The following is a 22,193-nucleotide window of genomic DNA, read 5'->3' on the forward strand; positions in this document are numbered from 1 at the left end:
GGCCTGTCCGGCACGATCCGCCGGACAGGCCCTCGGTCTCCACGGCTCCTGCCCGGCAGTCCACCGCCGGTACGCACTCCGGCGCCCGCTCCCGGAGCATTGCGCCCCTGACGTCAGCCGCCGGCGAGCGCTCCCTTACGGGCGCCGTTCCTGGGTTCGGTCACCCCGGTTCCGGGCTCCGTCGCGCCGTCCGCCCGCGGGCCAGGTCTCTTCCGGTGTGCCGGTTCGCGGACCTCGCCCATCAGCAGTTCCGGGACGTCCTCCAGGGCCGCCAGGCCCCGTACCCGGCCGGACGCGCCGGTCACCTGGGCGAGGTGGGTGGCGGCGCGGCGCATCACGGTGAGGGCGTCGTCGAGCGGGAGTTCGGGTCCGAGGGCCGGCATGCGCCGCCGGAGCCGCTGTGGCACCGCCCGGTCGGGCTCCTCCAGGTCGAGTACGTCCTTGACCTGCAGATAGCCCATGAAGGTGCCGCCGGGCGCGGCGACCGGGAACCGGGAGTACCCGGTGCGGGCGGTGAGTTCCACGATCCGGGCCGGGGTGGCCTCGGGGCCGACCGTCACCAGTGACTCGCGGGGCAGGAGTACGTCCGTCACCGGGCGGGAGCCCGGTTCCAGGGCGTCCTCCAGGCGCTCGGCCTCCTCGGGGTCGAGGAGGCCCGCCTGACCGGCGTCCTCGACCAGCCGGTCGAGGCACCCCTGGCGTGTGCCCGGCGTGATCCCGGGTGTTCCCGGGTGTTCCCGGATCAGTCCTGGGACGCCTCGGGGCCGGTGGCCGTGGTCCGTGTCTCGGCGAGCGCCCGCAGGGCCCGCGCGTCGGCGATGGCGCGCTCCCGGGCGATGCCCGGCTGGATGCCGAGCACCGGCAGGCTGGTGCCGTCGCTGAGGTCGAGGAAGACCCAGGGGTCACCGGGCCGGAGGTTCACCTGAAGGATCTGGGCCCAGTCCAGGCGGCGCCGGGTCGTGATGTTGACGACGGTGACGCCCGTCTCGTCCGCGTCGACCCTGGGCCGGGCCAGCAGGACCAGGACTCCGGCCAGCAGGGCGGCGGTGAACACGAAGCTGAGGCGCTCGCCGGGGCCGAGCTGCTCCAGCAGCAGCGCGATCAGGGAGATGGCCGCGAAGAGCGCGACGGCCGTGGTGAGCAGCACCGCGCGGGTGCGGCCCGGCCGGAAGGTGACGGGCAGGGCGGGCAGGTGGACCGACGGAGGGTCCGGGGTGGCGTCCGGGGAGGGCTCGGGGATGGCGTCCGGCATGGTGCGGCTCCGGGATCGGTCCGGCTCAGAGACGGCAGGCGTGGATGGCCGTGGTGAGGATGGCACGGGCGCCGAGGTCGTAGAGGTCGTCCATGATCCGCTGGGCCTCCTTGGAGGGGACCATGGCGCGGACGGCGACCCAGCCCTCGTTGTGCAGCGGTGACACGGTCGGGGATTCCAGACCGGGGGTCAGCGCGACGGCCTTCTCCAGCTGCTCGACCCGGCAGTCGTAGTCCATCATCACGTAGGTGCGGGCGACGAGGACGCCCTGGAGGCGCCGCAGGAACTGGCCCACCTTGGACTCGACGGTGTCGTCGGCCCCGGCCTCGGCGCCGGTGCGGCGGATGACGACGGCCTCGGAGGTCATGATCGGTTCGCCGATGACCTCCAGGCCCGCGTTGCGCAGGGAGGTGCCGGTCTCGACCACGTCCGCGATGACCTCGGCGACACCGAGTTCGATGGCGGTCTCGACGGCGCCGTCGAGGTGGACCACGGAGGCGTCGATGCCCTGGTCGGCGAGGTACCGCGCGACGATGCCCTCGTAGGAGGTGGCGACCGTGCTGCCGTTCAGGTCCGCGATGCTCTTGGCGGCGCTGGGCTTGGCGGCGAAGCGGAAGGTGGAGCGGGCGAAGCCCAGGGGCAGGATCTCCTCGGCTTCGGCACCGGAGTCGATCAGGAGGTCGCGGCCGGTGATGCCGATGTCGAGGCGGCCGGACGAGACGTAGATGGCGATGTCGCGGGGGCGGAGGTAGAAGAACTCGACCTCGTTGACCGGGTCGACGATCCGCAGTTCCTTCGACTCCCGGCGCTGCTGGTAGCCGGCCTCATGCAGCATCTCCGCCGCAGGGCCTGCCAGTGAACCCTTGTTGGGGAGTGCGATGCGCAGCATGAGGTCGGCTTCCTTTGCGGTGTGACGGTGTACCGGTGGTCAGGGGTGGCAGGGGCTGCCCGCGCTCACAGGTGGGCGTAGACGTCCTCGAGGGAGATGCCTCGGGCGACCATCATCACCTGGACGTGGTAGAGCAGCTGCGAGATCTCCTCGGCGGCCGCTTCCTTGCCCTCGTGCTCGGCGGCCATCCAGACCTCGGCGGCCTCCTCGACGACCTTCTTGCCGATGGCGTGGACGCCCTTTTCCACCAGTTCGGCGGTGCGGGAGGTGGCGGGGTCGCCGTGCGCGGCCTTGTGTTGGAGCTCGCTGAAGAGCTCCTCGAACGTCTTCTTGGACATGGTGGTCCTTACCCTACGCGGTGCCGGGGGCTGCTCACCGCCAGGGTTCGGATACCGAACGCAGCGTGGCCGCGGTCGCCACCGCCGCCGTGACGGCCTCGTGCCCCTTGTCCTCGGTGGAGCCGGGCAGTCCGGCGCGGTCCAGCGCCTGTTCCTCGGTGTCACAGGTGAGCAGGCCGAAGCCGACGGGCACGCCGGTGTCGGTGCTGACCTGGGTGAGGCCGTGGGTGACGCCCTGGCACACGTACTCGAAGTGGGGTGTGCCGCCCCGGACGACGACTCCGAGGGCGACGATCGCGTCGTAGCCGCGTCCGGCGAGGACCTTGGCGACGACCGGTAGTTCCCAGCTGCCGGGGACCCGGAGCAGGGTCGGCTCGTCGATGCCGAGGTCGTGCAGGGCGCGCAGGGCGCCGTCGACCAGTCCGTCCATCACCTTCTCGTGCCACTGTGCCGCGACGACGGCGACACGGAGGTCCCCCACGTCGCGTACGGACAGTTCCGGTGCACCCTTGCCGCTCACATCTCTCCTCGGTGGTTCTCCGGCCGGCCGCCGCGGGCCGGCTCTCCTGCTGGTCGTCGCGGTTACTGGTGGCCGCGGGCGGGCACGGTCACTGGTTGCCGCAGGCGGGCACGGTCGGCGTGTCCAGCCAGGGCAGGTCGTGGCCCATCCGGTCGCGCTTGGTGCGCAGGTAGCGGATGTTGTGCTCGCCCGCGGTGACGGGCATCGGCTCGCGGCCGGTGACCTCGATGCCGTACCGGACGAGTGCCTGGGACTTGTCGGGGTTGTTGGTCAGCAGGCGGACGCCGCGCACCCCGAGGTCGGCGAGTATCCGCGCTCCGGCGGCGTAGTCGCGGGCGTCGGCGGGCAGGCCGAGTTCGAGGTTGGCGTCCAGGGTGTCGCGTCCGCGTTCCTGGAGTTCGTAGGCGCGCAGCTTGGACATCAGGCCGATGCCGCGCCCCTCGTGCCCGCGCAGGTAGACGACGATGCCCCGGCCCTCCGCCTGGATGCGGTCCAGCGAGGCGTCCAGTTGGGGACCGCAGTCGCAGCGCTGGGAGCCGAAGATGTCGCCGGTGAGGCATTCGGAGTGGACGCGTACGAGGACGTCCCGGCCGTCGCCGATGTCTCCGTGGACGAGGGCGACGTGTTCGACGCCGTCGACGGTGGAGCGGTAGCCGTAGGCGGTGAACACGCCGTGGGAGGTGGGCAGCCGGACCTCGGCCTCGCGGCGGACGGTGGGCTCGGAGCCGCGGCGGTAGGCGATCAGGTCCTCGATGGAGATGATCGTCAGACCGTGCTTGCGGGCGAACGGGATCAGTTCGGGCAGGCGCAGCATCCGGCCGTCCTCGCCGGCGATCTCGACGATGGCGCCGGCCGGGCGCAGCCCCGCGAGGCGGGCGAGGTCGACGGCGGCCTCGGTGTGGCCGTCGCGTTCGAGCACGCCGCCGGAGCGGGCGCGCAGCGGGAAGACATGGCCGGGGCGGACGAGGTCGGCGGGTTCGGCGGTGCCGCTCGCGAGCAGTTGGAGCGTGGTGGCCCGGTCGGCGGCCGAGATGCCGGTGCTCACGCCGTGGGCGGCGGAGGCGTCGACGGAGACGGTGAACGCCGTCCTCATCGACTCGGTGTTGTCCTCGACCATCTGCGGGAGGCGGAGCCGGTCCAGTTCGTCGCCCTCCATGGGGACGCAGATCAGTCCGCGGCATTCGCTCATCATGAAGGCGACGATCTCGGGGGTCGCCTTCTCGGCGGCCACGACGAGGTCGCCCTCGTTCTCTCGGTCCTCGTCGTCGACGACCACGACGGGCCGGCCGGCCGCGATGTCGGCGACGGCCTGTTCGACCGGGTCGAGCATGGGGTCCTCGAACTCCTCGGTGCGGTAAAGGATCGGTGCCGTGCTCATGCCGGCGCTCCTTCCATTGCGGGGCGCGCGTCCTCGCGGGTGCGCAGCCACCAGTCGCGCAGTCCCCACAGGACCAGTGCGCCGTAGAGGACGTAGACGAAGCCGGAGAAGGCGAAGCCGTTGGCGAAGTTCAGCGGTACGCCGACGAGGTCGACCAGCAGCCAGGCGAACCAGAACTCGACCATGCCGCGGGCCTGGGCGTACATGGCCACGATGGTGCCGACGAAGATGTACGCGTCCGGCCAGGGGTCCCAGGACAGGGACGGGTACAGCGTGAACAGGCCGCCGACGGCGAGGGTGCCGAGGACCGCGAGACCGACCAGCGCGCCGCGCTCGCGCCAGGTGGCGAACCGCACCGCGATGGAGCCGTCCTGTGCCTGCTGCCGGCCGCGGTTCCACTGCCAGAAGCCCCAGGCGGCGACGACCATGACGACGATCTGCTTGCCCGCGCTGCCGGAGAGGTGGGCGGCGGCGAAGGCCGTGAAGAGGATGAGGCCCGAGACGAACTGGGCGGGCCAGGTCCAGATGGAGCGGCGCCAGCCGAGGGCCAGGGCGGCCAGTCCGATCACGTTGCCGATCATGTCCGACCACTTGATGTGCTGGTCGAAGAGGGTGAACGCCTCGGAGTTCAGCCAGTTCACTTGGTGGCCCCCTCGCCGATCGCGCGGTCTTTGATCATCCGCTCGACGTACTTGGCGATGACGTCCACCTCGAGGTTGACCGGGTCGCCGCTCTGCTTGAACCCGAGGGTGGTCAGGGCGAGGGTGGTGGGGATCAGGCTGACGGTGAAGAAGTCCTGCCCGGCGGCGACGACGGTGAGACTGATGCCGTCGACCGTGATGGAGCCCTTCTCCACGACGTAGCGGGAGAGTTCGGCGGGGAGGGAGATCCTGACGACCTCCCAGTTCTCGGACGGCTCGCGTCCCAGGATCCGGCCGGTGCCGTCGACGTGTCCCTGCACGATGTGGCCGCCGAGGCGGGCGCCCAGGGCCATGGGGCGTTCGAGGTTGACGCGGGAGCCGACGGCGAGGGCGCCGAGGCTGGAGCGGTTCAGGGTCTCGGCCATCACGTCCGCGGTGAACACGTCGCCCTCGTGGTCCACGACGGTGAGACAGACGCCGTTGACGGCGATCGAGTCGCCGTGCTTCGCGTCTTCGGTGACGACGGGGCCGCGCAGCCGGAAGCGGCAAGCGTCGTCAAGAGCCTCGACGGCGGTGATCTCGCCCAGTTCCTCGACGATTCCGGTGAACACTTCCCGGGTCCTCCTGCCTCTTCGGGCACGGACTCCGGGGCTGTCGACGACGACAGAAGAACGGACGAAGGCACCGGGAGCGACGCCGGACGGAGCCCGCCACGAGGACGGACCGGTACGGCGGCGCGCATGGATGCCCGCCCGCCGCGCACTGCCTCCCATCCGGACTTTAACCGTCGGTCCAGGAATTTCACCTGGTCAACCGGCCGCTGGAAGCGGCCGGGTCGCGGACTGTAACCGCCGGTTCGGACTTTCACCGACCCCGGAGTGCGCTGCTGCTGGTACAGGGCCAGTGTGCCACGCCCGCCCGCTGCCCATACAGGCACCGGGTGTGGGGTGACTCACAGACGGTGACACCGTACGCCGTCACCGCAGGGCGGGCCCCCTGGAGGCGGCCCGCCCCCGGGCCCGCGACCGCCCGGCAGCCGCCCGTCTTCGCGCCCTTGTGCGCCGTTCGATGCCACCGGAGCGCTCCCGAACGCCCCTCGCGGCTGGCCCATACCTGTTGACGCACTGGTCTAGTCCTCTTAGCGTCTACTTCAGCCTCCCCAGAGACCGGCCCGGCGGCGGTGACGACGGCCCTTGCCCGCCGCCGGGCCTCACCACCGTGCCCGCCGGCCCCACCGGCCCCGCTCCGTCGGGCCCGTCCGAGGTCCCGTGTCACATTCCCGGCGGCGGTTCCGTCCCTCTCCTGATGAACTTGACGAAGGCGCGCCCGCAGGAGTGCCGGCGGCCGGCGACAGCACCTGAGGAGCTGAACGGCATGACCACGATCCTGGTGACCGGCGGTACGGGAACCCTCGGCCGGCACGTCGTCGAGCGGCTGCGGACCGGTACGCAGGAGGTGCGGGTGCTCAGCCGGCACGCCCAGCCGTACGCCGTAGACCTGCGCCGGGGCGGCAGCGCGCTGGACACGGCCGTCACGGGGGCGGACACGATCGTCCACTGCGCGAGCACCCCGCGCGGCGGCGACGAGGCGGCGGCGGAGAACCTCCTGGCGGCGGCACGGCGGGCCGGGGTGGGACACCTCGTCCACATCTCGATCGTCGGGGTCGACCAGGTGCCGTTCGGCTACTACAGGAGCAAGCTCGCGGTGGAGCGGCTGATCGAGGAGTCGGGGCTCGGCTGGACCGTACTGCGTACGACCCAGTTCCACGACCTGGTGCTCACGTTCCTCCAGGGACTGAGCAGGGCTCCGGTGATGCTGCTGCCGGCCCGTGTGAAGGACCAGCCGATCGAGGTGTCCGAGGTCGCGGACCGTCTGGCGGAGCTGGCCCGGGGCGGGCCCGCGGGGCGCGTCGCGGACATGGGCGGGCCGGAGGTGCGCACGTTCGAGTCCCTGGCGCGTTCCTACCTGGAGGCTGCGGGCCGCCGCCGCGCGGTGGTCAGGGTTCCCCTCCGGGGCGCGGCGTACCGCGCCTTCCGGGCCGGCGGCCATCTCGCCCCGGAGCACGCGGTGGGCAAGGGCACCTTCGAGGACTTCCTGGCGGCGCGGGCGGCGCGCGCGGGCAGGTGAGCGCGCGCCGGGGATGAGCCGCCGCGGGTGCCGGGGCCCAGGGGCGCGTGCGCGGGGCCGAGTCGGCCCGTCCGTGGGCGGCCGGTCAGGGGGCGTGCCCCTGCACGGCCGGACCGAAGAGTTCGTCCTGGGCGCGGTCGCGGGCCGTCAGGAGGGCACCGCGCAGAACCGCGCCGCCACCCAGGGCGCTCGCCCGCACCTCGGTGGGCAGCGGTGACATCCGGGCCGTCCGGTCCTGTACGCGGGCGGCCAGTTCCTCCCCGCCCTCCTGGCCGATCTCCCCGCCGAGCACCACGCACCCCGGATCCAGCAGCGCGGCCACCGACGCGACCCCCACCGCGATGCGGCCGGCGAGGGCGTCGAGAAAGCGCGCGTCCGCCGAGCCCTGTTCCTCCCGTGCCCGCGCGGTGGCCGCCCGTACCGCGCCCGCCGCCGCCGGTCGCACGCCCGGCTCGGCCACGATCCCGTACTCCCCCGCCAGCTCCGCGACCGCCGCCGCCGACGCGAGGGAGTGGAAGCCGCCGCCGCAGTCCGTGGCCGACGGCAGGCCGGGCGTACCCGGGACCGGCAGGAAGCCGATTTCACCCGTGCCTCCGGAGGCACCCCGGCGCAGGGCGCCGTCCAGGAGGACGGCCGCACCGGTGCCGTGACCGAGCCACAGCAGGACGAAGGTGTCGCGGTCGCGGGCGGCCCCGTCGCGCTGCTCGGCCAGGGCGGCGAGGTTGGTCTCGTTCTCGAGGCTGACCCGTGCCCCGGGCAGCCGCTCCTGAAGCGCGGCGACCAGCCGGCGGTGCCATTCCGGCAGTCCCTCGGAGTCGCGCAGTTCCCCGCTCGCGGGGTCGATCAGCCCGGGGGCACCGACGCCGACGGTGTGCAGCCGGCCGGCGCCCGCCTCCTTCACCGTCCGCTCGACCAGGGTCACCGCCCGCTCCACGGCGGGCCCGGTCCCGGCGTCCACCGCGATCGGTGCCGAGGCCTCGGCCAGGACCGTGCCGACGAGGTCGGACACGACCACGGCGACGCCCTCGGTCCGTACGTCGACTGCGGCCAGGTGCGCCCGGTCGGCGACGATGCCGTACAGCTTCGCGTTCGGCCCCCGCCGTTGTTCCCCGGCCTCCCCGACCACGGTGATCAGCCCGGCCACGGTCAGCCGCTCGGCGAGGTCGGCGACGGTCGGCCGGGACAGCCCGGTCAGCTGCTTCAACTGCCCGGCCGTCAGCGGGCCTTCCCGCTGGAGCAGACGCAGGGCGAGCCGGTCGTTGATGGCTCGGGCAGTGCTCGGGGATGCGGCCATGGCGTGATCCTTCCAGATCGACGGACGGCGGACGGCGGCAGAGCCGGGCCGACCGGCGAGCGGGCGGCTGGGGGAGCCGGCGGGGGCACGGGACCGGGCCGGCTGGGCTGAACGAGGACTGGCGAGAATCTCCTTATCTTTCAGGCAGGGACCCTGATAGTTTACGCGGCGCGTCAGGGATGCCTTGGACGACCGGGAAGGGCGGGACCATGAGTGCAGAGGTGTACGGGCAGCGGGAGGTGCGGCGGGCACGGTACGCCGTGGGGGCGGTGTTCGCCGTGCACGGCGCGGTCACGGGCTCGTTCGCCACCCGCGTGCCGTGGATCCAGGACCATGCCGGTGTGGGCGCCGGGCAGTTGGGGCTCGCGCTCGCCTTCCCCGCGCTCGGCGCGTCGGTCGCGATGCCGCTGGCGGGGCGTATCAGCCACCGATTCGGCGCCCGCGCCGCGCTGCGCGGGCTGATCGCCCTGTGGACGCTCGCGCTCGTCCTGCCGTCCGTCGCCCCGAACCTGCTCACCCTCTGCCTGGCCCTGTTCGTCTACGGCGCCACGGCCGGCATGTCCGACGTGGCGATGAACGCCCTGGGTGTGGAGGTGGAGAACCGGCTCGACCGGTCGATCATGTCCGGGCTGCACGGCATGTGGAGCGCCGGCGCTCTGATCGGTTCGGCGGCCGGCACACTCGCCGCGCACCTCGGCACGGACGCCCGGCTGCATCACACGCTCGCGGCCGGTGTCCTGACGGTGACGGGCGTCGCCGCCGCCGGCCACGTCCTCGATCTGCGGTCCGCCGTGGACGAGGAGCCGCCGCCGAGGTTCGCGCTGCCGCCCCGCTCCGCGCTGCTGATCGGCGCGATCGGCTTCTGCGCGGTCTTCGCGGAGGGCGCGAGCCTCGACTGGTCGGCGGTCTATCTGCGCGACCGGTTGGAGACCTCGGCCGGCCTCGCGGCGGCCTGCACCACCGGTTTCACGCTCACCATGGCGGTCGCCCGGATCGCCGGGGACCGGGTGGTGGACCGCTACGGCGCGGTGCGCACGGTCCGGACGAGCGGAGTGGTCGCCGTCTGCGGCGGACTGCTGATCGTCCTCGCGCAGCACCCCGCGGTGGCGATGGCCGGGTTCGCGCTGATGGGTTTCGGTATCGCGGTGGTGGTGCCGCTGTGCTTCGCCGCGGCCGGCCGCAGCGGCAGCAACCCGAGCCTCGCCATCGCGGGCGTCGCCACCATCACGTACACCTCGGGACTGATCGCTCCGAGCGCGATCGGGCTGTTGGCCCAGGCGACCAGTCTGATGGTGTCGTTCGTCCTGGTCACGGTGTTGTCGTGCGGTCTGGCCGGCTTCGCGGGTGTGCTGCGCGCCGGGGACCGGGTGAAGATCACCCGGTCGGACGCGGCGGTTCCCGGCCCACGGACCTGAAGGCTCCTCGGGCCTGAAGGCCCCGCGGACCGTTTCGCCGGGCTCCCGCTCCGGGGCCGCGGATCGCGCTCGGGGCGAGCCGGGTCGGCCGCGTCGGCCCTGCCCGCACGGACCGGTCCCCGACCGCCCGCGTGGACGAGGCATCCCTGATCAGCCCTCACAATGGTCCGGACACGCTGCACGAACGACGAAAGCGACAGCCCATGGATCTCGGCGTCCGCTGGACACTGCACGGCGACGGACGCACACCGGCCCCCGGTGCGGTGGTCCGTCCCGACGAACGGCTCTCGTGGCCCCGCACCGCGGGACTGGGTGCCCAGCACGTCGTCGCGATGTTCGGGGCGTCGTTCGTCGCACCGGTCCTGATGGGTCTGGACCCCAATCTCGCGATCATGATGTCGGGCGTCGCGACCATCGTCTTCCTGCTGGCCACGCGCGGCCGGGTACCCAGCTATCTGGGCTGCTCGCTGTCCTTCGTCGGCGTCGCCGCGGTCATCCGGGCCCAGGGCGGGTCGAGCGCCACCGTCACCGGCGCGGTGTTCGTGGTCGGGGCCGCGCTGTTCCTGGTGGGGCTCGCGGTGCGGCACTTCGGGGCGAGGATCATCCATGCCGCGATGCCGCCGATCGTCACCGGCGCGGTGGTGATGCTGATCGGCTTCAACCTGGCGCCGGTGACGGCCGCCACCTACTGGCCGCAGGACCAGTGGACCGCCCTGTCCGTGATGCTGTTCACCGGCCTGGCGGTGGTGTGCCTGCGTGGTTTCTGGTCCCGCATCGCGATCTTCCTCGGACTGGTCTTCGGGTACGTCCTCTCCTGGGGCCTGGACCGGGTCTTCGGGCAGATCCACTCCGCGGACGCGAGCGGTGAGGTCACCGACCACTGGCGGCTGGACCTGTCGGGTGTCGGCCAGGCCGACTGGATCGGCCTGCCGACCCTGCACGGCCCGTCGTTCGAATGGTCGGCGATCCTGGTCGCCCTGCCGGTCGTCATCGCGCTGGTCGCCGAGAACGCCGGGCACGTCAAGGCCGTCGGTGAGATGACCGGCGACGACCTCGACGACGAGCTGGGCACGGCCATCTCCGCCGACGGCGTCGGCTCCATGCTCTCCACCGCCGTCGGCGGCCCGCCCAACACCACGTACTCCGAGAACATCGGCGTCATGGCGGCGACCCGTGTCTACTCGACCGCCGCTTACTGGGCGGCCGCGGGCTTCGCCCTGCTGTTCGGCCTCTGCCCGAAGTTCGGCGCGGTCGTGGCGGCCATTCCCGGGGGCGTGCTCGGCGGCATCACCGTCATCCTGTACGGCATGATCGGCCTGCTCGGTGCCCAGATCTGGATCAACGCGAAGGTGGACCTGCGCAATCCGCTGAACCTGGTGCCGGCCGCCGCGGGGATCATCATCGGCGTCGGCAACGTCACGATGGATTTCACCGACACCTTCTCGCTCAGCGGCATCGCGCTCGGCACGCTCGTCGTCATCACGGGCTACCACGCGCTGCGCGCCTTCGCGCCCGCCCACCTCAAGACGCAGGAGCCGCTGCTCGACGAGGGCACCTCGTCCTACGACACGGGTGACAAGGGCGCCGATGCCGGCGCGCGCGGCAAGAACGGTGGGGAGGGCGACGGCGAGGCGGACGGCGGAAGCGGTCAGCGCGCCAAGTCGTAGGCGTACGACGGGGTGAAGGTGCCCGGCGCTCCCTCGCAGCCGTCGGACTCCCCCGGCAGCCTGCCCCACAGGGAGGCGTCGATCCCGGCCTCTTCGGTGCTGAGCGTCGGGGCCCGGCCGAGTGGTGCGGCCCACGGGGTCGCACCACTCGGCCGTCGGCCGGTGCGCCGTTGCCGTTGCGGCTGGTGTCGATCACAGCACCGAGGCCCGGCGGGCCACCGAGGGCGCCGAGCACCCGTCGGTCGTGGGCGGCCTCGTCGGCGGTGACGTGGAGGCTGGAGACGTTGCTGAAGATGCCGTCGGACGCGGCGCCGACGCGGCGCCGGACTGCCGCGGCCGGCCGGCCTGTTGCGCGGGCGCGATCCATCCGGAGTGCCCGGCGTCGTCGTAGACGCGCGCCCGGGGGTCGTCAGCTTCTTTCCTGGGAGCATGCACGAGGGTGGTGTGACTCGCTCGTGTGGTGGCCGGCTTGCGGTGTCGTGGGCCGTCCGGGTCGATGTAATCGCGCGATCCGGGACGCCGGGTACGGCGCCGGCCGGGGCGATCGTGCAGGGTCCGGAGAAGCCGGCGGGAGGGGGACGGCGCCTCGAGCGACGGGGACGCCGACGGCACGGCGGGCAGGGGTTCCGTCCGGGCCGCGGCCCTCGCCGCGGGCAGGGATCATCCCGGTGACGGTACCGACGGCGGCCACGACGGAGGCGGTCATGGCGGAGGCGGTCATGGCGGAGGCGGTCATGGCCATGGTGCCGTGCCGGGTCGCACCTCTGCGCGCGGATCGCCGGGCGGCCATGCGTGGGGCACGCGAGCCTGACACCGTACTGCTCTCCCTCCTCCACGACGGGCGCGTTACCCCGTTTCGGGGAAGCCTCGGGCCCGCCGCCACGGGCACCACACCAAAGGTGCGAATCTGCGCCCATGGCGCGATGCGAGCAAGTCCACATCCCCGTAGACACGGTCGTCTCCCGTATGCGCGCCCTCGACTCCGCCCTGCCCCGCCGGGACGGGATCGCGGTCTTCAACCGGGTCTACCTCACGGTGACGACGGAGGCCGGCCGGCGTATCGACGCGGGTCCGATCGCGGACAACGGAGCGGCGGTCACCTTGAACGTGGTGTTCGCCGAGCGCTATCTGGCCGCCGTCCAAGCGGTGTCCGAGGGGCGCCGCCCGCCGGCCTGCTGGCGTCCGCTGTTCCAGTTCCGCCACCATCCCGGCGTACGTCCGCTGCAGTTCGCGCTGGCGGGCATCAATGCGCACATCGGTCATGATCTGGCGCTCGCCGTCGTGGACACCTGCCGTACCCTCGGCTGCGGACCCGCCCGGCTGGAGGACGAGTTCGAGCGGGTGGGCGACCTGCTGGTCGCGCTGGAGGAGCGCATCCGCGAGGACCTGATGCCCGGTCCCGACGTCCTCCAGCTCGCCGACCCGCTCACCCATCTGGCCGGCGCGTGGAGCCTGGACCGCGCCCGGGACGCGGCGTGGACGGCGGCCCGCGCGCTGTGGGCGCTGCGCGGGCTGCCGGACGTCACCGGGGAGTTCACCGAACACCTGGACATGGCCGTGGGCTTCGCAGGGCGCCTGCTGCTCACACCGCTGCCGGACTGAGCAGGAACCGCGGCCGGCCACTCGCCACGACCGGCGTGCGCCCCGGCCTGCCGCCGCGCTCCCGATGTGATCCGGCTCAGTCGTCGGAGAGTTCCACCGGCGCGATCTCGTCGTACACGTCACCGGGCCCCGGGTTGGTCGCGTCGGTCCCTCCGCCGAAGTGGTGCATGACGCCCCAGACGGCGTTGAGCGCGGTCTGGACGGCGCCCTCGGCCCAGCCGGCCGTCCAGGAGATGTCGTCGCCGGCGAGGAAGACGCCCCGCTTGTCCTCGGGCAGCCGGTCCTGCATGAAGTGTGTGAACAGGCGCCGTTGGTAACGGTAGTGGCCGGGCAGGTTGGCCTTGAACGCGCCCATGAAGTAGGGCTCGTTCTCCCAGGAGACGGTGACCGGGTTGCCGATGACGTGCTTCCTGATGTCGACCTTCGGGTAGATCTCGCCCAGCGATTTCAGCATGACCTCCATCCGCTCGTTCGGGGACAGCGGCAGCCACTTCAGGCTGTCGTCGCACCAGGTGTAGGACAGGCAGATGACGGCGGGCCGGTCCGGGCCGTCGTCCAGCAGATAGGTGCCGCGGGTCATCCGGTCGGTCAGCGTCATCGACATGACGTCCCGCCCCGTCTCCTCGTCCTTGTCGAGCCAGAAGGGCCGGTCGACGGGTACGAAGAGCTTGCTGGACTCCATGTAGTGGGTGCGCTCGATGGCGGTCCAGTGGTCGATCGGGAAGAGCGCGTCGTCGCAGGCGATCTTGGACAACAGCATCCAGGACTGGGCGGTGAAGACGGCCGCCCTGTAGGTGCGGACGTCTCCGTTCGCGTCCGTCACCGTGACGCGGTGGCCCGCGGTGCGGTGCAGCCGCGTCACCGCGGGGCGCGGCTCGCCGTCCACGTGCAGGGACTTCAGCGAGGTGCCGTACGGCCAGTGGACGAGCTTTTCGGGCTCGCGCTCCCACAGGCGCAGGGGCAGTTGCTGCGAGCCTCCGACGATGCCGCGGTGATGGTCGTCGGCCTCGGTGTAGACGACGCGCAGGATCTCCAGGATGGAGTTGGGGAAGTCGGTGTCCCAGCCGCCGGTGCCGAAGCCGACCTGGCCGAAGATCTCTCGGTGCCGGAACGACCTGAAGGCCTCGGAGTCGCAGAGGAAGCCGTAGAAGGTCTGGTTGTCGAGCTTCTCGACGAGCCGGGACCAGATCTCGCGGATGCGCGGGACGTCCCGTTCGCGCAGGGCGCGGTTCATGTCGGAGAAGTCGGCGCCCTCCTCCAGGCACCGGGCCCAGGCGTCGGCCACGTCCCGGTAGACCTGCGGGAGGTCGTCGAGTGTCCGGGCGTAATGGGACTCGCCCTTGAGGTCGACGACGGTCGAAGGCGTCGATGCGGCCAGCGGGTTGGGGAACGGGCGGGTCTCGAGGCCCACCAGGTCGATGTAGTGCTGGAGGGCGGTGGAGGACGGCGGGAAGCGCATCGCGCCCATCTCCGCGGTGAGCGAGGGGTCGCAGCCGTCGAAGCCGACGGTGCGCAGCCGGCCGCCGATCCGGTCGGCCTCGTACACGACGGGCTTGAGGCCCATCTTCATCAGCTCGTAGGCGGTGATGATGCCGGACAGGCCGCCGCCGATCACCGCGACCTCGGTGCCGTGCTCCGTCGCGGGGATCTGGCCGAGGCCCGCGGGGTGCGCGAGGAAGTCGTCGTACGCGTAGGGGAAGTCCGGGCCGAACATGGTGATCGGCGGCTGCTGCTCGTCGGCGTGCTCGACGGCGTTGGGCACCGTGGACGTCATGGGGTACGGACTCCTTGCGCTGATGATGTCGAAGGTGTTGCGGGGGAAAGGTGTTGCGGAGGCGGCGGATTCAGTCGCGGGACCCGTACAGGGCGGGGCGGCGGTGCCGCAGATACGGGTTGTGCTCGCGGGAGGCGGCGAGGAGCACGGGGTCCGCGTCGGCGAGGACCAGTTCCTCGCCGCGCCCGGCCCGGGTACGGGCGAGACCGTCGGGTCCGGCGAGGGTGGAGAGCCCCGCGAACTCCCACTCGCCCTCCTGGCCCACCCGGTTGACGTACGCGATGTACATCTGGTTCTCGAACGCCCGCACCGGCACGAGGGACTCGGCGACGAACTGGAACGGGTGCATCAGCGCGGTCGGCACCAGCAGGAGGTCGGTGCCCGCCAGGGCGTGGGCCCGCGCGTTCTCCGGGAACTCGATGTCGTAGCAGGTCAGCAGGCCGACGGTGAGGCCGTGCAGCTCGGCCTGGACGACCTGTCGGTCGCCGGGGGCGAAGTGGTCCTGCTCGAAGGGGCCGAAGAGGTGGGTCTTGCGGTAGTTCGCGAGGCGGGTGCCGTCCGCGGAGATGAGCTGGGCGGAGTTGTGGACCGTGTCGCCCGCGCGCTCCGGGTAGCTGTAGGCGATGGCGAGCCCGTGCCGGGTGGCGGTCCGGGCGATCGTGTCGGCCGCGTCGCCGTCGGCGGGCTCGGCGAGCACCGCGAGGTCGTCGCCGATCGCGTAGCCGGTCAGGAACAGCTCCGGGGTGACGAGCAGCCCGGCGCCGGCCGCGGCGGCACGGCCCGCGGCCTCGTCGAGGACCTTGAGGTTCCCGGCGACGGAACCGGGCCGTCCGGAGCTCTGGAGCAGGGCGGTACGCATGCGTGTGTTCCTCGTCGGTGCGCGGGAGGGCAGGGGAGGAGGCAAAAGGGCCGCCGGGAGGGATCGCATAGACGGTACGTTCGGCCGGCTCGGCCGGACAAGCGGGAGCCGTTGCGCGCCGGTGAGCGGATCGTTGCGTCCCTGGCGGCCCCGGCGGCGATTCGTTGCACGCGCCGCCCGGACCGCCCCGGCGGGGCGGGACCGCGGAGCCGGACCGCCTCGCCGGAGGACAACCGGCACCGGCCACCCCGCTCCCCCGCTCACGCACGGCACACCGCGGACCTCCTCACGGCCACGTGGAGGACCACACCCGCACCCTCCCGGGCAAGCCTTCCTCACCCGCCACCTGTACCTCCCGCCGCCGACGGTTCACCGCACCCGCCGACGGGGCCAGAACCGGCCGGGCAACCGGAGCCGCAGGATTGGCCCCAGCCCTCCGCGGGCGCCGGGCCCGGTCCCCCTTCACCCCGCCCACGCACGGCACGAGCGGCCTCACCAGCGCCCCCGGCAGGCCGGCCGCTGCACGGCCCCCAGCCCCGCTGCTCCGCTGCTCCGCCTGACGGCCGTCCCACGCTCCCCCACCAGGCAACGCATCGCGCACACCGGCCAGGGCCGCCCCGGCAACCGGCGTCACGGGGAGGGACACAGCGGCCCCGGAGGGCTTCCGCGGCGCCCCGCCGCACTCGTTCCCGCGCACCTGCCCGCGCACGACGGCCGATGCGGGCCGCCTCACGCACGGTCCTTCACCGCCCGGGTCCCCTCGGTCCCCTCCCCCGCTCCGGTCCGCGTCACTGCCCGCGCCCCCGCCACCAGCACCGTCGCCGTCACCGGATACGTCACCGCGAACACGGCGAAGGCCGTGCTGTGCGGGCCCTGTGAGGCGATCAGGGCGTAGCCGCCGAAGACGGCGACGGTGGCCAGCTCGGTGCCCAGGCCGGCGAGCGAGGTCAGGGTCGCCCGCCCGGTCTCCTCGATGCGCCGCTGGAGCCGCGCGTCGGCCAGCACGGTCGCCGCCTGGAAGCCGCCGAAGGCGAGGGCGACCAGGATCAGCCCGGCGGGCGTACCGGCGAGCGAGCCGACGGCGAGGAGGAGTCCGGCGCCGGCGAGCAGGGCCGCGAGTCCGGTCGTACCAAGGCGTTCTCCCTCCCCGGCCAGCAGGCTTCCGGCGGTGGCACCGGCCCAGATCAGCAACAGGAGGTAGGGGACGGTCTCGTCCGCGACGCCGGTGTCCCGCACCAGCAGCGGCGTGTACTCGTCGAGGGCGCCCCACACCGCGCCGACGGCCGGTACGAGCAGGAGGGCGCCGCGCACCGACCGGTCGGCGCGGGCCTCGGCGAGCCCGGCGCGCAGGGTGGCGGTCCAGCCCTGGTGGGCGGCCGCCGGGTGCCGGTGTTCCGGGAACCGGAGGGCGGTGGCCGCGGTCAGCAGGCACGCCAGAATGCCGGCGGCGCCGACGGCGGTGTGGCCGCCCCAGCCGAGCACCGGACCGGCGAGTCCCATGGCCGCCATCACGGCCACCAGGCCGGCCGCGCGGGCGCGGCCCATGATCCGGGCGTAGCGGCCGGCCGCGTCGAGCCGGTCGAGTTCGTCGTAGACCAGGGCCTCCAGCGCCCCCGAGGCGAGTGCTCCGCCGGCGCCCCACAGGACGAAGCCGGCCGCGAAGGCACCGTACGAGGGCAGCAGCACCCAGAGGGCGAAGCCGGCGGCGGTGAGCAGCGGGCCGAGCCACAGGAGCAGCCGGCGGGAGACGGCGTCGGCCCAGACGCCGGAGGGGACCTCCAGCAGCACGCCGGTGACCGACCAGAGGGCGAACAGGGAGGAGATCTGCCAGACGGTGAGGCCGGCGTCGCTGAACAGCAGCGCGTACACCGGGTAGAGCAGCACGAAGTCTTCGAGGAACGCGTAGCCGTACAGCGTGGTCGTCAGCCGTCGGACGCGGGGGTCGTGCGCACGCGTGGGCGTGGAAGTCATGAGGCCTTCCCGTAAGGGCGGTTCGGACACCGGACGTGGAGGACGTACGGCATCCGGGGTGGCCCTCGGGAGGCGTTACCGGTGGATCAATGTCGCCAGATCATGACACCGATGGTAGCCGGGTCGGCGGTCAGCCGGGCGGCCCTGGCGAGAATCGTCGCAGCAGCGGGGACAGCACCAGCACGGACTTGGTGCGCTCGACGAAGGGCTCCCCCGCGATTCTTTCCAGGACCCGTTCGAAGTGCCGCATGTCGGCGGCGAAGACCTGGGCGACCGCGTCCGCCTCCCCGGTGACGGTGGAGGCGGACACGACCTCCTGGTAGCGCTCCAGCCCCCGCTGGATGGTCTCCGGGGAGGTGTTGCCGCGGCAGTGGATCTCGACGAAACCCTCGGTCTCCCAGCCGAGGGCGGCGGGGTCCACCCGTACGGTGAAGCCGGTGATGGCGCCGGTGGCGCGCAGCCGGTCCACGCGCCGCTTGACGGCGGGCGCGGACAGACCGACGAGCTTGCCGATGTCCGCGTAGGAGCGGCGGGCGTCCTCGGCGAGGGCGTGCACGATGCGTTCGTCGAGATCGTTCAGCACTGCGGGCGGTTCACTTCGCTTCTCGGAGGCTTCTGGGAGCTTCTGGGAGGGAGGGCCGCCCGGGAAGCCGGGCGGCCGGACAGCCGGGGCCCAGGTCAGGTCCAGCTGGCGTGCAGCGGCTTGCCCTCGGCGTATCCGGCGGCGCTCTGGATGCCGACGACGGCCTTCTTGGCGAACTCCTCCAGGGAGCCCGCACCCGCGTAGGTGCAGGAGGAGCGGACGCCCGCGATGACCGAGTCGATCAGGTCCTCGACACCGGGCCGGGTCGGGTCGAGGAACATGCGGGAGGTGGAGATGCCCTCCTCGAACAGCGACTTGCGGGCCCGGTCGTACGCCGACTCCTCCGAGGTGCGGTTGCGTACGGCGCGCGCGGAGGCCATGCCGAAGGACTCCTTGTAGGGGCGGCCGTTCACGTCGTGCTGGAGGTCGCCCGGGGATTCGAAGGTTCCGGCGAACCAGGAGCCGACCATCACGTTGGACGCGCCGGCCGCGAGCGCCATGGCCACGTCGCGCGGGTGGCGGACGCCCCCGTCGGCCCACACGTGCTTGCCGTACTTCTTCGCCTCCGCCGCGCACTCGAGGACCGCGGAGAACTGCGGCCGGCCGACGCCGGTCATCATGCGGGTGGTGCACATGGCGCCGGGGCCGACGCCGACCTTGACGATGTCCGCGCCGGCCTCGATCAGGTCACGGACGCCGGCGGCGGAGACCACGTTGCCCGCGGCGACGGGGACCTGCGGGTCGAGGTCGCGGACCAGCTTGAGAGCGCTGACCATCGACTCCTGGTGCCCGTGCGCCGTGTCGATGACGAGCGTGTCGACGCCCGTGTCCAGCAGCTGCTGGGCCTTGCCCGCGACGTCGCCGTTGATGCCGACGGCCGCGGCGATGCGCAGCCGCCCTCGGTCGTCGGTGGCCGGTGTGTACAGGGTGGCGCGCAGGGCTCCCTTGCGGGTGAGGATGCCGGCGAGGCGGCCGTCCTTGTCCACGGCGGGGGCGTAGCGCCGGTTGGCGCCGTCGAGGGTGTTGAAGGCCTCGCGCGGGTCCATGTCGGCGTCGACGAGCAGCAGGTCGCGGGACATGACCTCGCTGAGCTGCGTGAAGCGGTCCACGCCGGTCAGGTCGGTGTCGGTGACCACGCCGACCGGCCGGTGCCCGTCGTCGACGACGACGCCCGCGTTGTGCGCGCGCTTGGGCAGCAGGGCGAGCGCGTCGGCGACGGTCTGGTGCGGGGCCAGCACGATCGGGGTGTCGAGAACCAGGTGGCGGCTCTTGACCCAGGCGACGACCTCGGTGACGACCTCCATGGGGATGTCCTGCGGGATGACCACGAGCCCGCCGCGGCGGGCCACCGTCTCGGCCATGCGGCGGCCGGCGATGGCCGTCATGTTGGCGACGACGAGCGGGATCGTGGTGCCCGTACCGTCCGGGGAGCTGAGGTCCACGTCCTGACGCGAGCCGACGGCGGAGCGGTTCGGCACCATGAAGACGTCGTCGTACGTCAGGTCGTACGCGGGCTGGATGTCGTTGAGGAAACGCACGTGCTGCACATCCCAGTCGATCAGAGGTGGCCCCCGGACAGGTCAGCCAGGGGGAAGAGCACGTACTTCATTGTCCCATGACGACCGGATCGCCCGTGCCGGTGCGATCATCCAGACAGGCCGGCGCGCGGCTCGGAGGAACCTCCCAGCGTGAGCGCCACGGTGAGCGACGGGGTCCGCCGCACCGCCTCGGCGAACACCTCCCGCCCGGTCTCCCACCCGTCGGGGCGCGTGGTCGCGCAGGGCGGCCGGCCGTCGACGACGATCGGGCTCCTGGACGGTGGCCGTGCCGTCGGCCCGGGGGCCGCGTCGTCCGCGCCGGTGGGCGGGCAGCCCGCGGGGAGCGGGCCCGCCGGCAGGACGAGCGGGCAGGCCGGGAGACGAGGGAGGAGCCGCGGCACCGTACGGCGATGCCGCCACGCCCGTCCCCGTCCCTCGCGCGGTCAGGAGCCGTCCGGGTCGGACCGGTTGAGGGCGGACCTCGGGGCGGGCCCCGCCGCCATCAGGTAGTCGGCGGCGGAGGTGTCCGTCACCAGGCTGGTGACCAGCCCGGAGCGCAGCACCGCGTCGATCGCGGGGCCCTTGCGCTGCCCGCCGGCGATCGCGACGACCTCGGGGACCTTGCGGAGCTGGTGGGTCTTGACCGTGATGCACCGCTCCCCCAGGTCGCGGCCGACCCTGCGCCCGTCGGCGTCGAAGAGGTGCGCGGACATCTCGGCGGCGACGCCCAGGGAGGCGTAGTGCTCCCGTTCCTCGTCCGAGAGCATGTCGTGCACCGTGGAGATGCCCGGCTCCCAGGATCCGATGGAGACGCAGGCGACCGTCACCTTGTCGAAGTACTCGAAGGCCCGTGCGATACCGGTCTGGTGGCGCAGCGCCTCGGCGGTCGCCGCGTCCGGGAGCAGCATCGGCGCGTAGATGGGGTGGGCGTCGCCGCCCGACACCTGCGCGGCCCGCCGTACGGCCTCCACCGAGCCGCGCTCGGCGGTCCCGGCGTCGTACACGCCCGTCAGCTGCACGACCGTGCAGGGCGCCAGCCGGTCCAGGGCCGCCGCCATGTGGATGGTGGACCGGCCCCAGGCCAGGCCCAGTACGTCTCCTTCGTTGACCAGTTCGCCGAGCAGGTCGGCGGCCACCTCTCCCAGGTTCTCGGGGTCGGGTGTCTCCGTGGCCTCGGCCGGGGACTCCACCACGACGGCGTGTCTGAGGCCGTAGCGGGCGCGCAGCGCGTCGGAGCGCTCCGCGTCCAGCTCGGCCGGCACGCGGATCTCGATGCGTACGAGATCCCGTTCGAGGGCGGTTTCCAGGACCCGGGCCACCTTGAAGCGGCTGACGCCGAACTCCTCGGCGATCTGGATCTTGGACTTGCCCTCTAGGTAGAAACGGCGGGCCATGGCCGCCGCCTGCACCAGCTCAGCGGGTCCCATCCGCATGGCTGAACGGCCCGCCGCCGACATACCCGACACGGCGATCTCCTCACTGCTGTTCACACTCTGGATTCGCCGTTCATCCTTGCAGATCCGGCGCGGTCGATCAGCCCTGCGGGGAGCCGTTCACGTTCTCGTGGCTCAGTGGTCGCACGCCCAGGATGCCTTGCCCGTGGCGGTCTCGGCCTGCGTGCGCAATGCACGTACCGCCTCGGCCGGGTCCTGTGCCCCGTACACGGCGGATCCCGCGACGAAGACATCGGCTCCGGCGTCGGCGCACTGCTCGATGGTGGACGCCGAGACACCGCCGTCGACCTGGAGCCAGAGCTCCAGGCCGTGCTTGCTGATCAACTCGCGGGTGCGGCGAATTTTCGGAAGCATGATGTCGAGGAAGGCCTGCCCCCCGAAACCCGGCTCGACCGTCATGATCAGCAGCATGTCGAGCTCGGGGAGCAGGTCCTCGTACGGCTCGATCGGCGTCGCGGGCCGCAGGGCCATGGAGGCCCTGGCCCCCTTGGCCCGGATCTCCCGGGCCAGCCGCACCGGCGCCGCGGCCGCCTCGACGTGGAAGGTGACGGAACCGGCCCCCGCCTCGACGTACTGGGGCGCCCAGCGGTCGGGGGCCTCGATCATCAGGTGGCAGTCCAGCGGAGTGTCCGTCGCACGGGCCAGCGACTCCACGACCGGAACACCGAGCGTGAGGTTCGGGACGAAATGGTTGTCCATGACGTCGACGTGGAGCCAGTCGGCTCCCGCGACCGCCTGCGCCTCGTCCGCGAGGCGGGCGAAGTCGGCGGAGAGAATGCTGGGGTTGATCTGCGCGGCCATGCACCAAGCCTGCCATGCCCTCCGGCGGTCGGTACCACCGGTCGGGGACGGATGCGGGCGTATCGGTCCTCCGTGTCCCGGGCAGGCCGG

Annotated in this window: 20 protein-coding genes, 2 pseudogenes and 1 riboswitch; of the genes and pseudogenes, 4 read left to right on the top strand and 18 right to left on the bottom strand. The window is 72.6% G+C overall.

The genetic code is table 11. The features are described from left to right. Window positions 1-113: 113 nt before the first annotated feature. The 8 genes and pseudogenes from ACFWVE_RS23865 to ACFWVE_RS23900 all read right to left on the bottom strand — a co-directional run. Window positions 114-689 (bottom strand): annotated as a pseudogene (locus ACFWVE_RS23865) (CBS domain-containing protein); the annotation flags it as partial. A gap of 53 nt (window positions 690-742) precedes the next feature. Then, a complete protein-coding gene (locus ACFWVE_RS23870) occupies window positions 743-1,252 on the bottom strand; it encodes a PH domain-containing protein (protein WP_384017421.1) in 510 nt (169 codons plus the stop codon). A 25-nt stretch (window positions 1,253-1,277) separates the two neighbouring features. Next, complete coding sequence (gene hisG / locus ACFWVE_RS23875; protein WP_384017424.1) at window positions 1,278-2,141, bottom strand: ATP phosphoribosyltransferase; 864 nt, start codon at window positions 2,139-2,141, stop codon at window positions 1,278-1,280. A 65-nt stretch (window positions 2,142-2,206) separates the two neighbouring features. Beyond that, on the bottom strand, window positions 2,207-2,479 hold the full coding sequence (locus ACFWVE_RS23880) for a phosphoribosyl-ATP diphosphatase (protein ID WP_384017427.1): 273 nt from the start codon (window positions 2,477-2,479) through the stop codon (window positions 2,207-2,209). Between the two features lie 34 nt (window positions 2,480-2,513). Then, entirely contained in the window at window positions 2,514-2,999 is a 486-nt protein-coding gene (gene ribH, locus ACFWVE_RS23885; RefSeq protein ID WP_384017430.1) for a 6,7-dimethyl-8-ribityllumazine synthase, read from the bottom strand. Between the two features lie 88 nt (window positions 3,000-3,087). Next, on the bottom strand, window positions 3,088-4,377 hold the full coding sequence (locus tag ACFWVE_RS23890; RefSeq protein ID WP_384017433.1) for a bifunctional 3,4-dihydroxy-2-butanone-4-phosphate synthase/GTP cyclohydrolase II: 1,290 nt from the start codon (window positions 4,375-4,377) through the stop codon (window positions 3,088-3,090). Further along, window positions 4,374-5,018 carry a nicotinamide riboside transporter PnuC gene (locus tag ACFWVE_RS23895; protein WP_384017436.1) on the bottom strand — a complete coding sequence of 215 codons (645 nt, stop codon included), beginning with the start codon at window positions 5,016-5,018 and terminating at the stop codon, window positions 4,374-4,376. Before ACFWVE_RS23895 ends, ACFWVE_RS23890 begins: the two co-directional genes overlap by 4 nt. Then, window positions 5,015-5,629 carry a riboflavin synthase gene (locus ACFWVE_RS23900; RefSeq protein WP_384017439.1) on the bottom strand — a complete coding sequence of 205 codons (615 nt, stop codon included), beginning with the start codon at window positions 5,627-5,629 and terminating at the stop codon, window positions 5,015-5,017. Before ACFWVE_RS23900 ends, ACFWVE_RS23895 begins: the two co-directional genes overlap by 4 nt. A gap of 144 nt (window positions 5,630-5,773) precedes the next feature. Further along, a riboswitch (FMN riboswitch) is annotated at window positions 5,774-5,904 on the bottom strand. 488 nt (window positions 5,905-6,392) lie between these two features. Between ACFWVE_RS23900 and ACFWVE_RS23905 the strand changes: the two genes are divergently transcribed. Further along, complete coding sequence (locus tag ACFWVE_RS23905) at window positions 6,393-7,145, top strand: SDR family oxidoreductase (RefSeq protein ID WP_384017443.1); 753 nt, start codon at window positions 6,393-6,395, stop codon at window positions 7,143-7,145. 85 nt (window positions 7,146-7,230) lie between these two features. Here ACFWVE_RS23905 and ACFWVE_RS23910 read toward each other — a convergent pair whose 3' ends face one another. Further along, on the bottom strand, window positions 7,231-8,439 hold the full coding sequence (locus tag ACFWVE_RS23910) for an ROK family transcriptional regulator (protein ID WP_384017445.1): 1,209 nt from the start codon (window positions 8,437-8,439) through the stop codon (window positions 7,231-7,233). 209 nt (window positions 8,440-8,648) lie between these two features. Here ACFWVE_RS23910 and ACFWVE_RS23915 point away from each other — a divergent pair, with 209 nt between their 5' ends. Next, window positions 8,649-9,854 (top strand): MFS transporter, encoded by a 1,206-nt coding sequence (locus tag ACFWVE_RS23915; RefSeq protein WP_384017447.1) that lies wholly within the window; start codon window positions 8,649-8,651, stop codon window positions 9,852-9,854. A 203-nt stretch (window positions 9,855-10,057) separates the two neighbouring features. Beyond that, window positions 10,058-11,521: a uracil-xanthine permease family protein gene (locus ACFWVE_RS23920; protein ID WP_384017450.1), complete on the top strand. Its 1,464-nt coding sequence runs from the start codon at window positions 10,058-10,060 to the stop codon at window positions 11,519-11,521. Here ACFWVE_RS23920 and ACFWVE_RS23925 read toward each other — a convergent pair. Then, a pseudogene (locus ACFWVE_RS23925) lies at window positions 11,503-11,935 on the bottom strand (glycoside hydrolase family 6 protein); the annotation flags it as partial. The gene ACFWVE_RS23920 and the pseudogene ACFWVE_RS23925 sit on opposite strands and share 19 nt — an antisense overlap. A 501-nt stretch (window positions 11,936-12,436) precedes the next feature. On the opposite strand from ACFWVE_RS23925, the gene ACFWVE_RS23930 reads away from it, so the two are divergent. Continuing rightward, entirely contained in the window at window positions 12,437-13,123 is a 687-nt protein-coding gene (locus tag ACFWVE_RS23930; RefSeq protein ID WP_384017453.1) for a DUF5995 family protein, read from the top strand. A 76-nt stretch (window positions 13,124-13,199) separates the two neighbouring features. On the opposite strand, the gene ACFWVE_RS23935 is transcribed toward ACFWVE_RS23930, so the two are convergent. The 8 genes from ACFWVE_RS23935 to rpe form a co-directional block, all read right to left on the bottom strand. Next, the gene (locus ACFWVE_RS23935) at window positions 13,200-14,897 is read right to left on the bottom strand and encodes a flavin monoamine oxidase family protein (RefSeq protein ID WP_384017457.1); all 1,698 of its coding nucleotides are present in this window, start codon (window positions 14,895-14,897) and stop codon (window positions 13,200-13,202) included. 70 nt (window positions 14,898-14,967) lie between these two features. Next, the gene (locus tag ACFWVE_RS23940; RefSeq protein ID WP_384017459.1) at window positions 14,968-15,756 is read right to left on the bottom strand and encodes a carbon-nitrogen hydrolase family protein; all 789 of its coding nucleotides are present in this window, start codon (window positions 15,754-15,756) and stop codon (window positions 14,968-14,970) included. Window positions 15,757-16,485: 729 nt separating this feature from the next. Next, on the bottom strand, window positions 16,486-17,727 hold the full coding sequence (locus ACFWVE_RS23945) for an MFS transporter (protein WP_384017462.1): 1,242 nt from the start codon (window positions 17,725-17,727) through the stop codon (window positions 16,486-16,488). 130 nt (window positions 17,728-17,857) lie between these two features. Continuing rightward, entirely contained in the window at window positions 17,858-18,310 is a 453-nt protein-coding gene (locus tag ACFWVE_RS23950) for an Lrp/AsnC family transcriptional regulator (RefSeq protein ID WP_384017465.1), read from the bottom strand. A gap of 95 nt (window positions 18,311-18,405) precedes the next feature. Then, the gene (locus ACFWVE_RS23955; protein WP_384017524.1) at window positions 18,406-19,848 is read right to left on the bottom strand and encodes a GuaB1 family IMP dehydrogenase-related protein; all 1,443 of its coding nucleotides are present in this window, start codon (window positions 19,846-19,848) and stop codon (window positions 18,406-18,408) included. A 107-nt stretch (window positions 19,849-19,955) separates the two neighbouring features. Next, window positions 19,956-20,249: a hypothetical protein gene (locus ACFWVE_RS23960; RefSeq protein WP_384017468.1), complete on the bottom strand. Its 294-nt coding sequence runs from the start codon at window positions 20,247-20,249 to the stop codon at window positions 19,956-19,958. 42 nt (window positions 20,250-20,291) lie between these two features. Then, entirely contained in the window at window positions 20,292-21,338 is a 1,047-nt protein-coding gene (locus ACFWVE_RS23965) for a sugar-binding transcriptional regulator (RefSeq protein ID WP_384017471.1), read from the bottom strand. 78 nt (window positions 21,339-21,416) lie between these two features. Next, window positions 21,417-22,103 (bottom strand): ribulose-phosphate 3-epimerase, encoded by a 687-nt coding sequence (gene rpe / locus ACFWVE_RS23970; protein ID WP_384017474.1) that lies wholly within the window; start codon window positions 22,101-22,103, stop codon window positions 21,417-21,419. Window positions 22,104-22,193 lie beyond the last annotated feature (90 nt).

This window comes from Streptomyces sp. NPDC058632 (assembly GCF_042717095.1).
Classification (GTDB): Bacteria; Actinomycetota; Actinomycetes; order Streptomycetales; family Streptomycetaceae; genus Streptomyces.

Excerpts from the sequence above, each read along its gene's own strand:
- ACFWVE_RS23870 (WP_384017421.1), bottom strand. The coding sequence starts at position 1,252 with ATGCCGGACGCCATCCCCGAGCCCTCCCCGGACGCCACCCCGGACCCT.
- hisG (WP_384017424.1), bottom strand. The coding sequence starts at position 2,141 with ATGCTGCGCATCGCACTCCCCAACAAGGGTTCACTGGCAGGCCCTGCG.
- ACFWVE_RS23880 (WP_384017427.1), bottom strand. The coding sequence starts at position 2,479 with ATGTCCAAGAAGACGTTCGAGGAGCTCTTCAGCGAGCTCCAACACAAG.
- ACFWVE_RS23890 (WP_384017433.1), bottom strand. The coding sequence starts at position 4,377 with ATGAGCACGGCACCGATCCTTTACCGCACCGAGGAGTTCGAGGACCCC.
- ACFWVE_RS23905 (WP_384017443.1), top strand. The coding sequence starts at position 6,393 with ATGACCACGATCCTGGTGACCGGCGGTACGGGAACCCTCGGCCGGCAC.
- ACFWVE_RS23910 (WP_384017445.1), bottom strand. The coding sequence starts at position 8,439 with ATGGCCGCATCCCCGAGCACTGCCCGAGCCATCAACGACCGGCTCGCC.
- ACFWVE_RS23915 (WP_384017447.1), top strand. The coding sequence starts at position 8,649 with ATGAGTGCAGAGGTGTACGGGCAGCGGGAGGTGCGGCGGGCACGGTAC.
- ACFWVE_RS23920 (WP_384017450.1), top strand. The coding sequence starts at position 10,058 with ATGGATCTCGGCGTCCGCTGGACACTGCACGGCGACGGACGCACACCG.
- ACFWVE_RS23930 (WP_384017453.1), top strand. The coding sequence starts at position 12,437 with ATGGCGCGATGCGAGCAAGTCCACATCCCCGTAGACACGGTCGTCTCC.
- ACFWVE_RS23935 (WP_384017457.1), bottom strand. The coding sequence starts at position 14,897 with ATGACGTCCACGGTGCCCAACGCCGTCGAGCACGCCGACGAGCAGCAG.
- ACFWVE_RS23940 (WP_384017459.1), bottom strand. The coding sequence starts at position 15,756 with ATGCGTACCGCCCTGCTCCAGAGCTCCGGACGGCCCGGTTCCGTCGCC.
- ACFWVE_RS23945 (WP_384017462.1), bottom strand. The coding sequence starts at position 17,727 with ATGACTTCCACGCCCACGCGTGCGCACGACCCCCGCGTCCGACGGCTG.
- rpe (WP_384017474.1), bottom strand. The coding sequence starts at position 22,103 with ATGGCCGCGCAGATCAACCCCAGCATTCTCTCCGCCGACTTCGCCCGC.